Source organism: Mesorhizobium sp. M0848 (assembly GCF_040319805.1).
Lineage (GTDB): Bacteria > Pseudomonadota > Alphaproteobacteria > Rhizobiales > Rhizobiaceae > Mesorhizobium.
In genome coordinates this window covers 35,000-53,200 of record NZ_JAMYOM010000006.1, presented here as the reverse complement: position 1 = coordinate 53,200, position 18,201 = coordinate 35,000, and the positions used below count along the sequence as shown (strand labels likewise).

13 protein-coding genes are annotated in these 18,201 nt (G+C 64.7%); all 13 read left to right on the top strand.

Annotated features, from left to right (window positions below):
- Positions 1–296 precede the first annotated feature (296 nt).
- The 13 genes from NKH95_RS08250 to NKH95_RS08190 all read left to right on the top strand — a co-directional run bounded on the left by NKH95_RS08250 (position 297) and on the right by NKH95_RS08190 (position 18,174).
- Entirely contained in the window at positions 297–998 is a 702-nt protein-coding gene (locus NKH95_RS08250) for a response regulator transcription factor (protein WP_013528337.1), read from the top strand.
- A gap of 20 nt (positions 999–1,018) precedes the next feature.
- Entirely contained in the window at positions 1,019–2,803 is a 1,785-nt protein-coding gene (locus tag NKH95_RS08245; protein WP_023810632.1) for a sensor histidine kinase, read from the top strand.
- 32 nt (positions 2,804–2,835) lie between these two features.
- Positions 2,836–3,282 carry an HPr kinase/phosphorylase gene (locus NKH95_RS08240; RefSeq protein ID WP_023810631.1) on the top strand — a complete coding sequence of 149 codons (447 nt, stop codon included), beginning with the start codon at positions 2,836–2,838 and terminating at the stop codon, positions 3,280–3,282.
- A gap of 164 nt (positions 3,283–3,446) precedes the next feature.
- Positions 3,447–3,848, top strand: a complete 402-nt coding sequence (locus tag NKH95_RS08235) for a PTS sugar transporter subunit IIA (protein ID WP_010912939.1) — start codon at positions 3,447–3,449, stop codon at positions 3,846–3,848.
- Positions 3,845–4,141, top strand: coding sequence for an HPr family phosphocarrier protein (locus NKH95_RS08230; RefSeq protein WP_023810630.1), 297 nt, complete (start codon positions 3,845–3,847; stop codon positions 4,139–4,141). Before NKH95_RS08235 ends, NKH95_RS08230 begins: the two co-directional genes overlap by 4 nt.
- A 172-nt stretch (positions 4,142–4,313) precedes the next feature.
- Entirely contained in the window at positions 4,314–5,714 is a 1,401-nt protein-coding gene (gene ahcY / locus NKH95_RS08225) for an adenosylhomocysteinase (protein WP_023810629.1), read from the top strand.
- A 199-nt stretch (positions 5,715–5,913) separates the two neighbouring features.
- Positions 5,914–8,469 carry a sensor histidine kinase gene (locus NKH95_RS08220; protein ID WP_352753063.1) on the top strand — a complete coding sequence of 852 codons (2,556 nt, stop codon included), beginning with the start codon at positions 5,914–5,916 and terminating at the stop codon, positions 8,467–8,469.
- 8 nt (positions 8,470–8,477) lie between these two features.
- On the top strand, positions 8,478–9,989 hold the full coding sequence (gene tsaE / locus NKH95_RS08215) for a tRNA (adenosine(37)-N6)-threonylcarbamoyltransferase complex ATPase subunit type 1 TsaE (RefSeq protein ID WP_352753065.1): 1,512 nt from the start codon (positions 8,478–8,480) through the stop codon (positions 9,987–9,989).
- On the top strand, positions 9,986–10,714 hold the full coding sequence (locus NKH95_RS08210; protein ID WP_352611034.1) for a nucleotidyltransferase family protein: 729 nt from the start codon (positions 9,986–9,988) through the stop codon (positions 10,712–10,714). Before tsaE ends, NKH95_RS08210 begins: the two co-directional genes overlap by 4 nt.
- On the top strand, positions 10,711–13,845 hold the full coding sequence (gene addB, locus NKH95_RS08205) for a double-strand break repair protein AddB (protein WP_352773858.1): 3,135 nt from the start codon (positions 10,711–10,713) through the stop codon (positions 13,843–13,845). Before NKH95_RS08210 ends, addB begins: the two co-directional genes overlap by 4 nt.
- Entirely contained in the window at positions 13,842–17,360 is a 3,519-nt protein-coding gene (gene addA, locus NKH95_RS08200) for a double-strand break repair helicase AddA (RefSeq protein WP_352891312.1), read from the top strand. Before addB ends, addA begins: the two co-directional genes overlap by 4 nt.
- Positions 17,361–17,436: 76 nt before the next feature.
- A complete protein-coding gene (trxA, locus tag NKH95_RS08195) occupies positions 17,437–17,760 on the top strand; it encodes a thioredoxin (protein WP_352440514.1) in 324 nt (107 codons plus the stop codon).
- 132 nt (positions 17,761–17,892) lie between these two features.
- The gene (locus NKH95_RS08190; protein WP_023810622.1) at positions 17,893–18,174 is read left to right on the top strand and encodes a cupin domain-containing protein; all 282 of its coding nucleotides are present in this window, start codon (positions 17,893–17,895) and stop codon (positions 18,172–18,174) included.
- The last annotated feature ends 27 nt before the right edge of the window (positions 18,175–18,201 follow it).

Genomic DNA, 18,201 nt, shown 5'->3' with positions numbered 1-18,201 from the left:
CACGCCCACTACGCGGGCTGAGATGGTCAGAACCAGAAAAGGCAAATGATATCAAATCATTAATCGATTTAAATATTTTGAAAGTTGTTTAAATCGTTTATATGTGCAAAAAGTTTCGCGGTTGCCCAAAGGATTGGCGATGTACGTTCGTCCAACCCATGTCGAGGTAGGATTGTGGCCGCCGGCATGCCGCGCGTGACAGCGGACAAGGCCTATGCCACATTTTGTACCTAATTTGTCCTGCAAAAGCCCCTTCTCTACGACAGAAGGGACAGCTCATGAGGGAGCCGCTTGAAATGGCAACAATCGCGCTTGTCGATGACGACCGCAACATTCTGACATCGGTGTCGATCGCCTTGGAATCCGAGGGGTATCGCGTCGAGACCTACACGGATGGTGCGTCGGCGCTGGAAGGCCTGGCGGCACGCCCGCCGAACCTTGCCATCCTCGACATCAAGATGCCGCGCATGGACGGCATGGAACTGCTGCGCCGGATGCGCCAGAAGTCCGACCTGCCGGTGATCTTCCTGACCTCCAAGGACGATGAGATCGACGAGTTGTTCGGTCTCAAGATGGGCGCCGACGACTTCATCCGCAAACCCTTCTCACAGCGCCTGCTGGTCGAGCGCGTGCGCGCCGTGCTGCGCCGCGCCAGTGCCCGCGAGGCTGCCGCCAAGACGCCAAGCCAGCAGGCCCGCTCGCTCGAGCGCGGCCAGCTCGTCATGGACCAGGAGCGCCACACCTGCACCTGGAAAGGCGAGCCGGTGACGCTCACCGTCACCGAGTTCCTGATACTGCATTCGCTGGCGCAGCGTCCTGGCGTCGTTAAAAGCCGTGATGCGCTGATGGATTCGGCTTATGATGAACAGGTCTATGTCGACGATCGCACCATCGACAGCCACATCAAGCGGCTGCGCAAGAAGTTCAAGGCCGTCGACGACGACTTCGAGATGATCGAAACCCTTTACGGAGTCGGATACCGGTTCCGCGAAGCGTAAGTAGCAGGGCCTGCTATTCGATGGCAGTGGAAACACAGCGAACAAGACCGGCGGGCGCCTCCAGGCGGCCGTCCCGGATCATGCCGTCCTTCGTCTCGAAGATCACGGTGCCGATGCGCCGCTTCCTCGGCCATCATATCTTTTCCAGCCTGACGCGGCGTATCCTGTTCCTCAACCTTGCCGGCCTCGCCGTCCTGGTGACCGGCATCCTCTATCTCAACACCTTCCGCGACGGACTGATCGACGCCCGCGTCGAAAGCCTGATGACCCAGGGCGAGATCATCGCCGGCGCCATTGCCGCGTCGGCGACCGTCGAGACGGATTCGATCAGCATCGACCCGGAAAAGCTGCTTGAGCTGCAGGCCGGCGAAAGCCTGGGACCCGGCTCCGACCAGCTCGACAATCTCGACTTCCCGATCAACCCGGAGCGGGTCGCGCCGGTGCTGAGAAGGCTGATCTCGCCGACCAGGACCCGCGCACGCATCTATGACCGCGACGCCAATCTGCTGCTCGATTCGCGCCACCTCTATTCGCGCGGCCAGATCCTGCGCTACGATCTGCCGCCGGTTGAAGAGGAAGAGCCCGATCTTGTCGAGCGCATCCAGAAATTCGTCTTCGACTTCTTCCGCAACACCGAGCTGCCGGTCTATCACGAGCAGCCGGGCGGCAATGGCGCCGCTTTCCCGGAAGTGGTCAAGGCTCTCACCGGCAGCCCGTCGACCATCGTGCGCGTCAGCGAGCAGGGCGAGCAGATCGTTTCGGTGGCGGTGCCGATTCAGCGCTTTCGTGCCGTCCTCGGCGTGCTGATGCTGTCGACCGAAGGCGGCGACATCGACAAGATCGTCGCCGCCGAGCGCAAGGCGATCCTGCGCGTCTTCGGTATCGCGGCCCTTGTCACCGCCATCCTGTCGATGCTGCTTGCCTCCACCATCGCCAATCCGCTGCGCCGGCTGTCGGCGGCGGCGGTGCGGGTGCGGCGCGGCGTCAAGAGCCGTGAAGAGATCCCCGATTTTTCCGACCGTCAGGACGAGATCGGCAATCTGTCGATCGCCATACGCGACATGACCAACGCGCTCTACGCCCGCATCGAGGCGATCGAAAGCTTCGCGGCCGATGTCTCGCACGAGTTGAAGAACCCGCTGACGTCGCTGCGCAGCGCGGTGGAAACCTTGCCGCTGGCCAAGAACGACGATTCGCGCGGCCGGCTGATGGATATCATCCAGCACGATGTCAGGCGGCTGGACCGGCTCATCACCGATATTTCCGACGCATCGCGCCTGGACGCGGAGCTCGCGCGTGAAGATGCCGGGACGGTCGACCTGAAGAAATTCATCACCGATCTCGTCGCCGTTTCGCGCGAGGCGACGCGTAACAAGAAGGCGGTCGAGATCGAGTTCAAGGCCGCCAAACTGCCGCAGGGCGTCAAAGGCTACGTCGTCGTCGGGCATGATCTGCGCATCGGCCAGGTCATCACCAATTTGATAGAGAACGCCCGCTCCTTCGTCCCCGAGGATCATGGCCACATCAGCCTGTCGCTGGCGCGTGCCGGCAAGTTCAACATCGTCACCGTCGACGACAATGGCCCCGGCATCCGCGCCGACAACATCGACCGCATCTTCGAGCGCTTCTACACGGATCGGCCGGCCGGCGAGGCATTCGGCCAGAATTCGGGCCTTGGCCTGTCGATATCCAGGCAAATCGTCGAGGCCCATGGCGGCACGCTGACCGCCGAGAACATCCCCGGCACCAAACCCGGCGAGATCAAGGGCGCACGCTTTGTGGTGACATTGCCGGCCGAAGGCTGAGAGCATGAATTCCAACCACGCTTGGTCCAGCCGTGCAGCCTGAAAACATTCACGCGACAATGGTTTTGATCGGCGAGCGCGGCATTCTCGTCACCGGAGCATCCGGCTCGGGCAAGACGACGCTGGCACTGGCGCTCATCGACCATTGTCGCCATCGCGGCCTGTTCTCGCGGCTCGTTGGCGACGATCAGCTCTTCGTCGAGGCGCATGCCGGGCGGCTGCTGTGCCGCGCTCCCGCCGCCATAGAAGGCCTCGCCGAGGTGCCGGGGCTCGGCCCCCGACCTCTGCCATTCGAGCCGGCAGGCCTCGTCGACCTCCATGTCCGCCTGGTGCCGGCCGGCGAAGCGGTGCGCTTCCAGGAGGATACCGCAAGCAGCATTGCGGGCTGTCTGGTGCCGCGGGTCGACGTGGTCGAACGCAATGTCCCAGCGGTCTTGCCGGTCGTGATGGCGCGGCTGTCGATCGCGCCTTTTCTATGATCCGTTCCGGGTTTTTTGCTGCAATGCGTCAAAATGGCATGTGCCTGCGCAATTTTGGGCTTGTCAACGGGCCGTGCGTCGACAAGATAGCGCTCCCGCCGCCTGGATTGGCTGGCGAGCATAAAATGCGCCTGTGAAGCGGCGATGACGGGAGCCACCAAAGAATGATCGGACTCGTGCTTGTAACGCACGGTCAACTGGCCACCGAGTTCCGACATGCCGTCGAACATGTCGTCGGGCCACAAGACAATTTCGAAACCGTGGCGATCGGTGCCGACGACGATATGGAGCAGCGTCGCCGCGACATCGTCGACGCTGTTGCCCGTGTCGATACCGGGGCGGGCGTCATCGTGCTGACCGACATGTTCGGCGGCACGCCCTCCAACCTTGCCATTTCGGTGATGGAATCCGGCCGCACCGAGGTGATCGCCGGCATGAACCTGCCGATGCTGATCAAGCTCTCCTCGATCCGCAAGGGCGACAATATGGCCGCCGCGCTCGATGAGGCTCAGGCCGCCGGTCGCAAATACATCAACGTCGCCAGCCAGCTTCTGAGCAGCAAATGAACGCCCTGTCCCCGGAAAAAGATCAGATTGTCCGGGACTTTCCCATCATCAACCAGCGTGGCCTTCATGCCCGCGCTTCGGCGAAGTTCGTCCAGCTGGCCAGCGGCTTCGATGCCTCGGTGCATGTCGAGAAGGATGGCGTCAAGGTCGGCGGCACCTCGATCATGGGCCTGATGATGCTGGCGGCAAGCCCCGGCTATTCGATCCGCGTCACCGCCAGCGGGCCGGAGGCCCGGCAGGTCATCGACGCCCTGGAGCAGCTGGTGGCGTCCCGCTTTGGCGAGGAATGCTGAGTGCAGATGCGCGCCTGAGAGACATGCAGGGATAAAGATTTCTTTATATCCCATTGTCGACCCTGCTCCGATCTGCTAGTCAGGCCGGCAATTCGCGCCCTTCGACGCGCCGACCGGCGCGGGCGTGTCCGCAACAAATTCGCAAGCACAACATTCGCATCGGAGTACTGCCATGACGGGTAGCAAGGACTATGTGGTCGCCGACATCTCGCTTGCCGGCTGGGGCCGCAAGGAACTCGAGATCGCCGAAACCGAAATGCCGGGCCTGATGGCCTGCCGTGAGGAATTCGGTCCCAAGCAGCCGCTCAAGGGCGCGCGCATCACCGGTTCGCTGCACATGACGATCCAGACGGCGGTGCTGATCGAGACGCTGAAGGAGTTGGGCGCCGATATCCGCTGGGCCTCCTGCAACATCTTCTCGACCCAGGACCATGCGGCCGCGGCCATCGCCGAAGCCGGCATCCCGGTGTTCGCCGTCAAGGGCGAGTCGCTCGAGGAGTATTGGGACTACACCGACAAGATCTTCCAGTGGGCCGATGGCGGCCTCTCCAACATGATCCTCGATGATGGCGGCGACGCCACCATGTACATCCTGATCGGCGCCCGCGCCGAGGCCGGCGAGGATGTGCTGTCCAACCCGCAGAGCGAGGAAGAGGAATACTTCTACGCCCAGGTCAAGAAGCGCCTGAAGGCTTCGCCCGGCTTCTTCACCAAGCAAAAGGCGGCGATCCGCGGCGTCACCGAAGAGACGACCACCGGCGTCAACCGGCTCTACCAACTGCAGAAGAAGGGCCTGCTGCCCTTCCCCGCCATCAACGTCAACGACTCGGTCACCAAGTCGAAGTTCGACAACAAATATGGCTGCAAGGAATCGCTGGTCGACGGCATCCGCCGCGGCACCGACACGATGATGGCCGGCAAGGTCGCTGTCGTGTGCGGTTATGGCGACGTCGGCAAGGGCTCGTCGGCCTCGCTCAAGGGCGCCGGCGCCCGCGTCAAGGTCACCGAGGTCGATCCGATATGCGCCCTGCAGGCGGCGATGGACGGTTTTGAAGTCGTCACGCTGGAAGATGCGGCCCCCACCGCCGACATCGTCATCACCACCACCGGCAACAAGGATGTCGTCACCCTCGACCATATGCGCTCGATGAAGGACATGGTCATCGTCGGCAACATCGGCCATTTCGACAATGAGATCCAGGTCGCCGCGCTGCGCAATTTGAAATGGACAAACGTTAAGCCGCAGGTCGACATGATCACCTTCGCGGACGGCAAGCGGATGATCCTTTTGTCGGAAGGGCGGCTGCTCAATCTCGGCAACGCCACCGGCCACCCGAGCTTCGTCATGTCGGCATCCTTCACCAACCAGGTGCTGGCCCAGATCGAGCTCTACACCAAGCCCGGCCAGTACGAGAACCAGGTCTATGTCCTGCCCAAGCATCTCGACGAAAAGGTCGCGCGCCTGCATCTCGACAAGCTCGGCGCCCGCTTGACCGAACTGTCGGGTGAACAAGCCGCCTATATCGGCGTCACGCCGCAGGGTCCGTTCAAGCCGGAACACTACCGCTATTAACCAAAGCTAAAATTACTACCAGATATTGAGGCCGGGCGATTGACTTTTCGCCCGGCCATATTTTTGCGCGCCATCAGCCTTCACGTCGATTCGGCGAGGGGTTATTGTCAGGTGATTCGGCGATGCTTCCAGCCCAAGAGGGTCAAGAGAAGCACGCATCAGGGCGGTCTTGCATTCAGGCGGCGGAGAGGACCAAGACATGCCGGGGCAACACCCGCACAGGGCGGGACGGGCCGTTTCCGGCGGCCATGACGATTCGGGGATTGCTGGCTCCGCCCTGGAAGGCGGGAGCCTGTCCTGGTGCGCCCGCGCGTCGACATTCCTTGCCACCGCCGCGCTCGCGGTCCCCTTGACAGGCGCCGTCGCGCATGCCGAAACCGCTGCTGCCAGCGTGGCTGGACTGTCGCTGAGCGCCATCGAGGTCATGCAGCTTGCCGTGTTCGTCGGCGTGACTGGTGCCGCACTGATATCGGCCATCGTTCTCATCCGCGAAAGAGCCCGCACCTCGGCGGAGAATGTCGAACTCAGGAGCCGCCTCGCCGACATCAACGCGGCGCTCCGCCGCTCGGAGGCGCTGCTCAATCTGCGCGACCAGCGCGTGGTCGTCTGGGCGGCGGAAAACAAGAAGCCCGAGCTCATCGGCACATTGCCCGTCGAAAGCGGCGCTCCCGAGGATAGGGCCGCTTTTCTTGCTTTCGGCCGCTGGCTGATGCCGCGTTCGGCGGCGGCACTCGAACATGCCGTCGCGGGATTGCGCGAGAAGGCCAAACCCTTCGACCTCGTCATCGAATCGCAGGCCGGTGCGCCGCTCGAAGTGCATGGCCGCAAGAGTGCCGCGCATGTGCTCGTGCGTTTTGTCTCGCTCTCGGAGACGCAGCGCAGCCAGGCCAGGCTGAAGATCGAGAACCAGCGGCTGGCCGCCGACCACGACACGATGATCGGCCTGCTCGACGCGCTGAACATGCCGGCATGGCTCCGCGGCGAGGACGGCGGGCTGAAGTGGGTCAACCGCGCCTATGCCGATGCCGTCGAAGCCGAAAATGCCGAAGCCGCGGTTCGGGAGAAAAAGGAGTTCCTCGGCGGTCAGGCGCGCGATGCGATTGCCGCCCAGCACAAGACGCATCCGGTTTTCGAGCAGTCGCTGTCCACGGTGATCGAAGGGGATCGCCGTGTGTTCGCGGTCACCGATTTCGCCGGCAGCGATGGCTCGGCCGGCCTTGCCTGCGACACCAGCGCCATCGAGACCGTTCGCGGCGAATACGAACGGACCGTCAGGAGCCACGCCGACACGCTCGACCAACTCAATACGGCGGTCGCCATTTTCGATACCGACGAGAAGCTGCGGTTCTTCAATCAGGCCTTCCAGAAGCTTTGGGGCCTCGATGCAGGCTTCCTGCACAGCGCTCCCGACAATGCCTTGCTGCTCGACCGGCTGCGCAGCGAAGGCAAGATCGCCGAACAGCCTGAATGGCGCCGCTGGAAGGAAGGCCTGCTCGGCGCCTATCGCGCCGTCGAATCCCAGGAACATTGGTGGCATCTGCCGGATGGCAAGACCATTCGCGTCGTCGCCAATCCGCAGCCCAAGGGCGGCGTGACCTGGGTGTTCGAGAACCTGACCGAGAAGATGGACCTCGAAAGCCGCTACCAGACAGCGGTGCGGGTTCAGGGCGAGACGCTCGACAATCTTGCCGAAGGCGTGGCGGTGTTCGGACCCGACGGCAGGCTCCGGCTGTCGAATCCTGCCTTTGCCACTCTCTGGGGATTGAGCGGTGAAGCGGCCAAGCCCAGCGTCCATGTGTCGGCGATACGTGACCTCTGCGACCGGCAGGCTGCGGACAGCCCCTGGCCCAGCTTCGTTGCCGCCATCACCGGCTTTGACGACGAGCGCCGCGACCGCCACGGACAGACCGAGCTCAACAACGGCAATGTGCTGAGTTACGCCATGATCCCGCTGCCCAACGGGCAGGTGATGATGACCTTCGTCGACGTTACCGACAGCGTCCATGTCGAGCGGGCGCTGAAGGACAAGAACGAGGCGCTGCAAAAATCCGACCAGCTCAAGAATGAATTCGTCCAGCACGTCTCCTATGAACTGCGCTCGCCGCTGACCAACATCATCGGCTTCACCGAACTCCTGTCGCAGCCCACGACCGGTCCGCTGTCGCAGAAGCAGCGCGAATATGTCGAGCATGTCAGCTCGTCCTCCTCGGTCCTGCTCACCATCGTCAACGATATCCTCGACCTGGCGACGGTGGACGCCGGCATCATGCAGCTCGACATTTCCGAGGTGCAGGTCGATCGCACCATCGCCGCTGCGGCCGAACTGGTGGCCGACCGGCTGGAAGAGCATTCGATCAGTCTCCAGGTCGACGCCGTCGCGGCGCCGAAGACGTTTCATGGCGATGAGGTCCGCGTCCGCCAGATCCTCTACAATCTGCTCAGCAACGCCGCCAATTACGCTCCGGAAGCCAGCATCATCCGGCTCACTTGCCGCCATCTGGCGGATGGGGTGGAATTCTCGGTTCATGACGACGGCCCCGGCATGCCGCCGGATGTGCTTGATTCGGTGTTCCGCCGTTTCGAGCCGCGCGCCAATGGCGGCCGCCGGCGCGGCGCCGGCCTCGGCCTGTCGATCGTCAAGAGCTTCGTCGAGCTGCATGGCGGCAGCGTTCGCATCGAAACCGGCAAGGACAAGGGCACGACCGTCATCTGCACCTTTCCAGACATGCCGGGCATCCGCGCCGCGGCCGAGTAGCGCGTTCGATGACCGGATTGCTGCTGGAGCGATTACTCGCCGACGAGACCCACACAGCGCGGCTGGGCGAAGATCTGGCGCTGTCGCTGCGCCCGGGCGACGTGCTCGCCCTCAAGGGCGATCTGGGCGCCGGCAAGTCGACGCTGGCGCGGGCCTTGATCAGGACCCTGGCCGACGATGCCGGCCTCGACGTTCCGAGTCCGACCTTCACATTGGTGCAGAGCTACGACACCCGCATTCCGGTCCATCATTTCGATCTCTACCGCCTGTCCTCGGCGGACGAGCTCGATGAGCTTGGGTTCGACGAAGCCCTGGCGCAGGGTGCTGCTTTGGTCGAATGGCCGGAACGGGCGGAAGCCCATCTGCCGAAAACCACGATCCTGATAGAGCTCGTCCAGCATGGCCACGGCCGGCTGGCGCGATTGTCAGGGCAGGGTGATGCCTTCGATCGGGCGGCACGATCGCTGGCCATGCGCGACTTTCTCGTGAACGCCGGCTGGGGGGAAGCGCAGCGCCGCCATTTCATCGGCGATGCTTCGGCCCGCTCCTACGAGATCGTTTCGCTGCCGGACCAAAAGCCGCGGGTCTTAATGAACTCGCCACGGCTGGTTCTCGGCCCCCCTGTGCGCGACGGCAAGCCCTATGCCGAGATCGCGCATACCGCTCAGTCGGTCTCCGCCTTCGTTGCCATCGACCGCGCCTTGAAGGAAGGCGGCGTCAGCGTTCCGGAAATCCATGCCGAGGATCAGGAGCAAGGTTTCCTGCTTCTCGAACATCTTGGTTCCGAAGGTTTCCTCGGCGGCGATGGCCAGCCGCTGGCCGAGCGTTACGCAGCGGCGGCTGAGCTGCTGGCCATGATGCACGGCAGGGCCTGGCCGCAGCGCCTGGAAACAGGGCAAGGCGGCTTCCACGATGTGCCGCCTTTCGACCGCGACGCCATGATGATCGAAGCCGATTTGCTGGTCAACTGGTACGTGCCGGCGATATCGGGCGGCCCGCCAAGTGACAGCTTGCGCGCCGGTTACCACAGGGAATGGAACGCGCTCCTCGACCGGCTGCAAGGCCGCGAGTACACGCTGATGCTGCGCGACTTCCATTCACCCAACATCATCTGGCGCGGCGACCGTTCAGGGAATGATCGGCTGGGCATTGTCGATTTCCAGGATGCGCTGATCGGCCCTTCGGCCTATGATGTCGCCTCGCTCGCCATGGACGCGCGGGTCACCATCTCGCCCGAGATCGAGAAACAGACGCTGGATGCCTATGTCGCGGCGCGCTACACAGCCGGTGCTTTCGACGAAGCAAGCTTCCTGGAATCCTACGCCATCATGGCGGCGCAGCGAAATTCCAAGATCCTCGGCATCTTCGTCCGTCTCGAAAAACGCGACGGCAAGCCCTACTATCTGAAGCACCTGCCGCGCATCCGCGATTATCTGCGCCGGGCCTTGTCTCATCCGGCGCTGGCAAGCCTGCGCGAGTTCTACGACGCCCACGGTTTGCTGGAGGAGCGAGCGCTGTGACAGCAGGACCCGACACCGCCATCGTACTTGCCGCCGGGCTCGGCAAGCGCATGCGGCCGATTACCGACACCATCCCCAAGCCGCTGGTCAGGATAGCCGGCAAGACGTTGCTCGACTGGAGCCTCGACAGCCTGGCCGCCGCCGGCGTCGGCAAGGCGGTCGTCAACGTCCACTATTTTCCCGAACAGATCGTCGCCCATGTCGCCGCGCGCCGCGCGCCAAACATCGTCATTTCCGACGAGAGCGAACAACTGCTCGATTCCGCCGGCGGCATCGTCAAGGCGTTGCGGGAACTGGGCGATCAGCCCTTCTACATCCTCAACGCCGACACGTTCTGGATCGATGACGGTCCTCTCAATCTCCAGCGCCTCGCCCTTGCATGGGACGCGGCGAAAATGGATATTCTGCTGATGCTGGCGGATCTCCAACAGGCGACCGGACACTGCGGCAGCACCGATTTCCTGGTGGCGCCGGATGGCGGCTTGCGGCGTTCGAAAGGCGACCCGGCGGGGCTGATCTATGCCGGGGCGGCGATCGTCCATCCGCGCCTGTTCGAGGGTGCACCGGCCGGGCCGCACTCGCTCAACGCCTATTTCGATTCCGCCATCGCGGCCGGCCGCCTGTTCGGCATGCCGATGCATGGCCACTGGATCACCGTCGGCACGCCCGATGCCGTACCGCTCGCGGAAGCGGCGGTCGCCGGTGCGCTCATCGAGTCGCAATGAGCGGCTCCAGCCGCGTTTTCTCGATCCCGCCCGGAGCGCCGTTTCTGCCGACGCTTGCCGAGGCGCTGCTTGCCGGCCGTCTTGTCCCGGGGTTTCGATTTGACGGCGACCCGCTCGCTTTGGCCGATGTCACCATCTATGTGCCGACACGCCGTGCTGCGCGCGCTCTGCGGGGTGTCTTCGTCGACAGCCTGGCGGCACGCGGCGGCGGCGGCTCGGCGATCCTGCCGGTCATCCGGCCACTGGGCGAGTTCGACGAGGATGAGGCCGCATTCGAGACGGAGGCATCGGCGGCCATCGATCTCGCGCCGCCGATTTCGGCAACCGAACGCCTGTTGCTGCTGACGCCGCTGGTTCGGGCCTGGAAACGCCGGCTGCCGGCGCATGTCGCCGCCCTTTTCGCCGAGGAGATCGTCATCCCGGCTTCCACCGCCGACGCAATCTGGCTGGCGCGCGATCTCGCCCGGCTGATGGACGAGATCGAGACGGAAGGCACCGACTGGGCCAAGCTCACAGATCTGGTGACCGGCAATCTTGCCGGATGGTGGCAGGTGACGCTCGAATTCCTCGGCATCGTCACCGAAGCCTGGCCGAAATTCCTCGCGGAAAGCGACCGCTCCAATCCGGCCGCGCATCGCAGTGCGCTGATCCGCGCCGAGGCGGCGCGGCTGCTGCGCAATCCGCCCGCCGGCCCCGTTATCGCCGCGGGCTCGACCGGCTCGATACCCGCCACGGCCGAACTGCTTGCCGCCATCGCCGGCCTGCCCGGCGGCGCCATCGTGCTGCCCGGCCTCGACCGTACGCTGGACGAAGCGTCGTTCCAGGCAATCGCCGCGCCAGGCGCGCGTCCAGCCGTGCTCGGCCACCCGCAATATGGCCTGGCCAGATTGATCGCCAAGGTCGGCGGGCTGCGCGGTGACGTCGACGAGCTCGGCGTGGCCGAGCCGCGTCTGGCGCTCCGCGCCGCTCTTGTCGGCGAAGCGCTGCGGCCGGCCGAGACCACCGAACTCTGGGCCGAGACACGTGCGGGCTTCCCGGCCTCCGATATGGCCGGCGCCTTCGCCGGGGTGACCTTGCTCGAAGCTGCAAGCGAACGTGATGAAGCCGTCGCCATCGCCGTCGCGCTCAAGCGCGCGGTTGAACAGCCCGGCCAAAGGGCGGCTCTCGTCACCGGCGACCGCGCGCTGGCGCGGCGCGTCTCGATCGAGCTCCAGCGCTTCGGCGTCGCCGCCGACGATTCCGGTGGCACGCCGCTCGCCAACACCCCCGCGGCCAGCCTGCTCAGGCTGGCGCTCGAGGCATTATTCAGGCCAGGCGATCCGGTCGGCCTGCTGTCGCTGCTCAAGCATCCGCTGCTTGGCCTTGGCCTCGAACGGGCCGATGTGCGCCACGCGGCGGAACTGGTCGAGCTGGTGGCGCTGCGCGGCGGCACCGGCCGCCCCGACATCGTTTCGCTGCCGGAACTGTTTGAGGCCCGCCTCACCGGCCTGGGCGGCGGCAGCCGGCAGCCCTTCTGGTTTTCCCGGCTGACCGTGCGCTCCATCGAAACCGCCCGGAATTTGCTTGAACGTCTCAAGCAGGCGCTGGCGCCGCTCGCAGCCTTCCGCGGCCGGGACGATGCCGACCTTGCCGCGCTTGTCAGGGCCAGTGTCGCCATCCTCGAAAATCTCGGCCGCACCGTCGATGGCGGCCTTGCCGAACTCTATGCCGGTGACGCCGGCGAGAAGCTTGCCGAACTGCTGCGCGGGCTGGTCGCGGCTTCGGCTTCGCTATCCTTCGCGGCGACCGAGTGGCCCGATATCATGGCGGCGCTGATCGCGCCTGAAACGGTCAAGCCGGCACACGGCACCGACCGGAACATCGCCATCTGGGGCGCGCTGGAAGCGCGCTTGCAGACCGTCGATACGCTGGTCATCGGCGGGCTCAACGAGGGCGTGTGGCCGCGCAAGCCAGAGAGCGACCGCTTCATGTCGCGGCTGATGAAGACCGGCATCGACCTCGAACCGCCGGAACGGCGCATCGGCCTTGCCGCGCATGATTTCCAGATGGCCATGGGGGCTGGGAAGGTCGTGCTGTCCCGCTCGGCGCGTGCCGGCGACGCACCCGCCGTGCCATCACGCTGGCTGCAGCGGCTGTTGACCTTCATCGGCAACGATCAGGCAGCAGAGTTGCGCCGGCGTGGCGACGAACTGCTCGCCTGGGCGCGCGCGCTGGATACAGGCCCAAGGCAGGATTTCGCGCCACGGCCGCAGCCGAAGCCGCCCTTGTCGGTGCGCCCGACGCATTTCTCGGTCACCGAGATCGAGACCCTGCGCCGTGACCCCTACGCCGTCTATGCAAGACGCATCCTCGGCCTGATGCCGCTCGGTCCGGTCATTCGCGATCCTGGTGCGGCCGAGCGCGGCACGCTGTTTCACGCCATCCTGCACCTGTTCTCAGGCAGCGTCGCCGATCCGCGCGCGCCCGATGCGCTTGCCGGCCTTATCGCCGCCGGTCACGCCTGCTTTGCCGAAGCCGCCCTTCCTGCCGATGTCGAGGCGGTGTGGTGGCCACGTTTCGAGAAACTCGCCGCAAACATCATCGAGTGGGAGCGCACGCGCGCCGATGCGGTGACAAGGCGCCATGCCGAGGAGCGCGCCGGAAAGACCGTCGTCGGCCAGTCCGGCGTGACGCTGTCCGGCTACGCCGACCGCGTCGATCTGCTGGCCGGCGGCATGGCCGACATACTGGATTACAAGACGGGGTCCTCGCCGTCCAAGGCGCAGGCGCACACACTGCTTGCGCCGCAACTGGCGTTGGAGGGCGCGCTGCTCAGGCGCGGCGCCTTCAAGGATCTGGGCGCGCGCGAGCCCTCTCAACTGGCCTTCATCAGGCTGAAGCCGAATGGCGAGGTGTTCGAGGAATCCATCCTCGAACACAATCGCCAGCCGCGGACCGCGACCGATCTTGCCGAAGAGGCCTGGGCGCGGCTGGAAAAGCTGTTGATCCACTATGCCGATCCTGCGACGGGTTATCTGTCGCGCGCGCTGCCGTTCCGCGAAGGCGAGACCGATGGCGACTACGACCATCTTGCCCGCGTGCTCGAATGGTCGGCAGGCGGCGATGCCGGTGACGAGGGAGGGGAGGCATGAAAAAGGCCTATCCGATCCCCAGCGACACCGCGACCAGCCAGGCCCGCGCCGCCGATCCCGGCAATTCCGCCTGGGTGTCGGCGAATGCCGGATCCGGCAAGACCCATGTGCTGGCCCAGCGCGTCATCCGGCTGCTGCTGCGCGGCACCGATCCGTCAAAGATACTGTGCCTGACCTATACGCGTGCCGCCGCCGCCAACATGTCGAACCGGGTGTTCTCGACGCTGTCGGAGTGGACGACGCTTGGTGACGCGGACCTTGCGGCAAAGGTCGAGGCGCTGGAGGGCCGCCGGCCCGATCTCGAGACCATGCGCCGGGCGCGGCGCCTGTTTGCTGAGGCGCTTGAAACGCCTGGCGGGCTGAAGATCCAGACCATCCACGCCTTCTGCGAATCGGTGCTGCACCAGTTCCCGCTGGAAGCCAATATCCCGGCCCATTTCGAGATGCTCGACGGCCAGATGGAGGCATCGCTTTTTGCCGCGGCGCGCCGCGAGATGATTTCGGGCACATCCGCCGGTGACAGGGATCTGGCCGAGGCTTTTGCCGCCATTCTCGATCGGGGCGGCGAAGCCGGGCTAGACGCCTTGCGGGGTGAGATCGTGCGCAAGCGCGACGGCTTGCGCAATTTCATCGACGCCGTCGGGCGTGACGGCACGCGCTTCCAGGCCCTGTTCGACGAATTCCATTTCCACCCAGGCCAGACGGCCGAGGGCATAGCCGCTTCGGTATGGCCGTTGCCGGGTTTCCTGCCCGACTATTTTGCCGGCTTCGCCCACGCAGCCGAGGCCACCGACGCCAGATCGGTGCTGAACAACATCTTGCCCTATGCGCGGCAGGCTTTCGCCGAGGGCGATCCCATTCGGCGCCTGCAACTGCTCGCGCGAGCCTTCCTCAAGACGGATGGCGACGCCTACGACCCGGCAAAGGCCTTCAAGAAGGCCCTGGTCGACCGGCTGCCGGATCTGGCGGAGCGCTATCTCTCGGCCGCCAACGCCATCGTCGAAACCACCGACCGGCTGGCCCTGTTCCGGATGCTGGAGGGCACAGCTGCCGCGCTGACCATCGCCGACTGGCTGATCGCCCGCTACGAAATGCTGAAGCGCAGCCGCGGCTTTCTCGATTTCAACGACCTGATCACCCGCACCGTCAACCTGCTGGCGCGACCAGACGCCGGCCCCTGGGTGCAGTACAAGCTCGACCAAGGCATCGACCATATCCTGCTCGACGAGGCGCAGGACACCAGTCCGGACCAATGGGAAGTGGTGAAACGGCTGGCGGAAGAATTCTTTGCCGGCTTTGGCGCGCGCGACAGGGTCCATCGCACGGTCTTCGCCGTCGGCGACGAGAAGCAGTCGATCTATTCGTTCCAGGGTGCCGCCCCGGACTCCTTCGCCGACAGCCGGCTGTTGTTCGCGGGACGAGTGCGCGACGCAAAGGCGTCCTTTGCCGACCTCAAGCTGACCTGGTCGTTCCGCTCGACCGACGATGTTCTGACCGCGGTCGACCGCGTCTTTGCCGACGCGAGCGTGCGGCGCGGCATCAGCCATGATCCCGATCCGCTGCGCCACCAGGCGATCCGCACCGACGCACCGGGCTATGTCGAGGTGTGGCCGTCAGTCGGCGCCGATGTCGTCGATGAGCCCGACGACTGGACGCAAGCCATCGACCATGCGCACGCGCCGGCGGTGCGCGTGGCCGAGAACGTCGCCGCCACCATAGCCGGCTGGATCGGCACCGGTGAGATCATCGAGGGTCGCGGCAAGCGGCTGCGGCCGGGCGATGTCCTGGTGCTGGTGCGCAAGCGCGATCGCTTCGTCCATGCGCTGACCCGCGCACTCAAACGCCGCGACATTCCGGTCGCCGGCGCCGACCGGCTGAGCCTGCCCGGGCACATCGCGGTCAAGGACCTGATTGCGCTCGGTCACCTCCTCATCCAGCCGCAGGACGACCTGTCGCTCGCCGCGGTGCTGCGCAGCCCGATCTTCGATCTGCCGGAAGAGACGCTTTTCACGCTCGCCGCGCAGAGGCCGGCTGGCCTGTCGTTGATCGCATCGCTGCGCCAGCACGCCGGCGAAAGCGAGAGAATGGCGAAGATCGTCGCTCAGGTCGACATCTGGACGAACGAGGCCGCCTTCAAACCGGTGTTCGAGTTTTACGCTTGCCTGCTGGCGCGCGATGGCGTGCGCCGCAAGATGATCGCGCGGCTTGGGCCCGAAGCCGGCGACATTCTCGACGAGTTCCTGAGCTTCTGCCTTGCCGAGGAGCGGACCGGCCTGCCGGGGCTGGAAGCCTTCCTGTCGACGCTGGAAAACGCCGGTCCCGAGATCAAGCGGGAGATGGACCAGACCCGCGACGAGGTCCGGGTCATGACCGTGCACGCTGCCAAGGGGCTGGAAGCGCCGGTCGTGTTCCTGGTCGATGGCGGTTCCGCCCCGTTCAGCGACCAGCATTTGCCGCGCCTGATGCCCTTCGACGGCTCCGGCGCGAACTGGGACGGCAAGGGCTATCTCTGGCGCTCGGCCAGCGACGTCGCCAACGGCTTTTCCAAAGCAGCGGCAGCGCGGGCACGGGAACTCGCCGACGACGAATACCGCCGGCTGCTCTATGTCGGCATGACCCGTGCCGAGGACCGGCTGATCGTCTGCGGCTATCACGGCAAGCGGGCGCCGAACGCCGGCACCTGGCACTCGATCGTCAGCCGCGCGCTGATCGGCGCGCCGGAAAGCGAACAGCGTGCGCATCCCGCCGGCGGCGAGCCGGTGCATCGTTTCCATGTCACCAAGCTGCCGCCGGTCGCACAGGCTTCCAGCGAGCAGGCGCGGCGGACGGATGCTTTCGGACCTTTGCCGGCGACTTTGTTCCGGCCCTTGCCGCCCTTCGAGGATCTGCCGCGTCCGCTGTCGCCATCCGGTGTCTCGGCGCTGATAGACGAAGGCAAGGAAGCTGTGGTCGACAAGACGTCTCCGGTGCTGGACGCCGATGCCGAGCCGGGCTTTGCCGTGCTGCGGGGGCTTGCCCTGCACAAACTGCTGCAGATGTTGCCCGGCATTGCGGAGCCTGACCGCTCGGACGCCGCCGAGCGCTATCTCGCACGAACGGGTGCTGATTGGCCTCCGTCAGAGCGTAAAAAGGCCCTGGCGTCGGTCACGTCAATCCTTGCCGATCCCGGCTTCGGTCAGCTGTTTGCACCGTCGTCGCGCGCCGAGGTCGCGATCATGGGCAGCCTGGAGGTCAAGGGCAAGAAGCGCTCGATTTCCGGCAAGATCGACCGGCTGGCGGTGACATCGGACAGTGTGTCGATCGTCGACTACAAGACCAATCGGCCGGCGCCCGGCTCTCTGGCCGAGGTTACGCCGGCCTATGTCCTGCAGCTCGCGCTCTATCGCGCCTTGCTGCAACCGCTCTATCCCGGCCGCATGGTCAAGGCGGCCTTGCTGTTCACCGAGGCGCCACGGCTGATCGAACTGCCGGCCAGCGCCATGGACGACGCTCTTGCTCGACTCACGCGAGCGTGACACAACACCTGCTTGAAGAAGGGCGCGATCGCCACCACATTTGGTGGTACAAAAACTTTCAAAAGGATTTTTCCATATGGCAACCGTGAAGGTCGACAAGAGCAACTTCCAGGCTGACGTGCTTGACGCCAGCGTACCGGTCGTCGTCGATTTCTGGGCGGAATGGTGCGGCCCCTGCAAGCAGATCGCTCCGGCGCTCGAAGACATCGCCACCGAACTCGGCGCCAAGGTCAAGATCGCCAAGCTGAACATCGACGAGAATCCCGAGCTTGCCGCCCAGTTCGGCGTGCGCTCGATCCCGACGCTGATGATCTTCAAGGGCGGCGAAATGGCCGACATGAAGGTCGGTGCGGCGCCGAAGACCGCGCTGTCGCACTGGATCAATGGCAACCTCGCCTGACCTATCTGAAATTCCTGATATCAAGCCCGGCCTCGCGCCGGGCTTTTTGTTGGCGTCATTGGTAACAGGCTCTGGCCCTCACATCCGGGCAATCCATGTCTTCTGTTGGCAGCGCAAGCAGGGAGAAATGATATGACCGGATCCGCCAAGGCCACCGTCTTCATCGACAATGAGCGCGTCATCGTCACCGAATACCGCTTCCAGCCCGGCGACAATACTGGCTGGCATCGCCATGGCCATGACTATGTCGTGGTGCCGCTGATGGACGGCAAGGTGAAGCTGGTGACCAAGGATGGCGAGAACTTCGCCGAGATGAAGAAGGGCGCACCCTATTTCCGCAAGGAAGGCGTCGAGCACGACGTGATCAGCGCCAATGAGGGTGAATACGCCTTCATCGAGATCGAGCTGAAGTGATGGCGTGCCATCATCTGCCATCTTGAT

Excerpts from the sequence above, each read along its gene's own strand:
- NKH95_RS08220 (WP_352753063.1), top strand. The coding sequence starts at position 5,914 with ATGCCGGGGCAACACCCGCACAGGGCGGGACGGGCCGTTTCCGGCGGC.
- ahcY (WP_023810629.1), top strand. The coding sequence starts at position 4,314 with ATGACGGGTAGCAAGGACTATGTGGTCGCCGACATCTCGCTTGCCGGC.
- addB (WP_352773858.1), top strand. The coding sequence starts at position 10,711 with ATGAGCGGCTCCAGCCGCGTTTTCTCGATCCCGCCCGGAGCGCCGTTT.
- NKH95_RS08235 (WP_010912939.1), top strand. The coding sequence starts at position 3,447 with ATGATCGGACTCGTGCTTGTAACGCACGGTCAACTGGCCACCGAGTTC.
- NKH95_RS08190 (WP_023810622.1), top strand. The coding sequence starts at position 17,893 with ATGACCGGATCCGCCAAGGCCACCGTCTTCATCGACAATGAGCGCGTC.
- tsaE (WP_352753065.1), top strand. The coding sequence starts at position 8,478 with ATGACCGGATTGCTGCTGGAGCGATTACTCGCCGACGAGACCCACACA.
- trxA (WP_352440514.1), top strand. The coding sequence starts at position 17,437 with ATGGCAACCGTGAAGGTCGACAAGAGCAACTTCCAGGCTGACGTGCTT.
- NKH95_RS08230 (WP_023810630.1), top strand. The coding sequence starts at position 3,845 with ATGAACGCCCTGTCCCCGGAAAAAGATCAGATTGTCCGGGACTTTCCC.
- NKH95_RS08245 (WP_023810632.1), top strand. The coding sequence starts at position 1,019 with ATGGCAGTGGAAACACAGCGAACAAGACCGGCGGGCGCCTCCAGGCGG.
- addA (WP_352891312.1), top strand. The coding sequence starts at position 13,842 with ATGAAAAAGGCCTATCCGATCCCCAGCGACACCGCGACCAGCCAGGCC.
- NKH95_RS08250 (WP_013528337.1), top strand. The coding sequence starts at position 297 with ATGGCAACAATCGCGCTTGTCGATGACGACCGCAACATTCTGACATCG.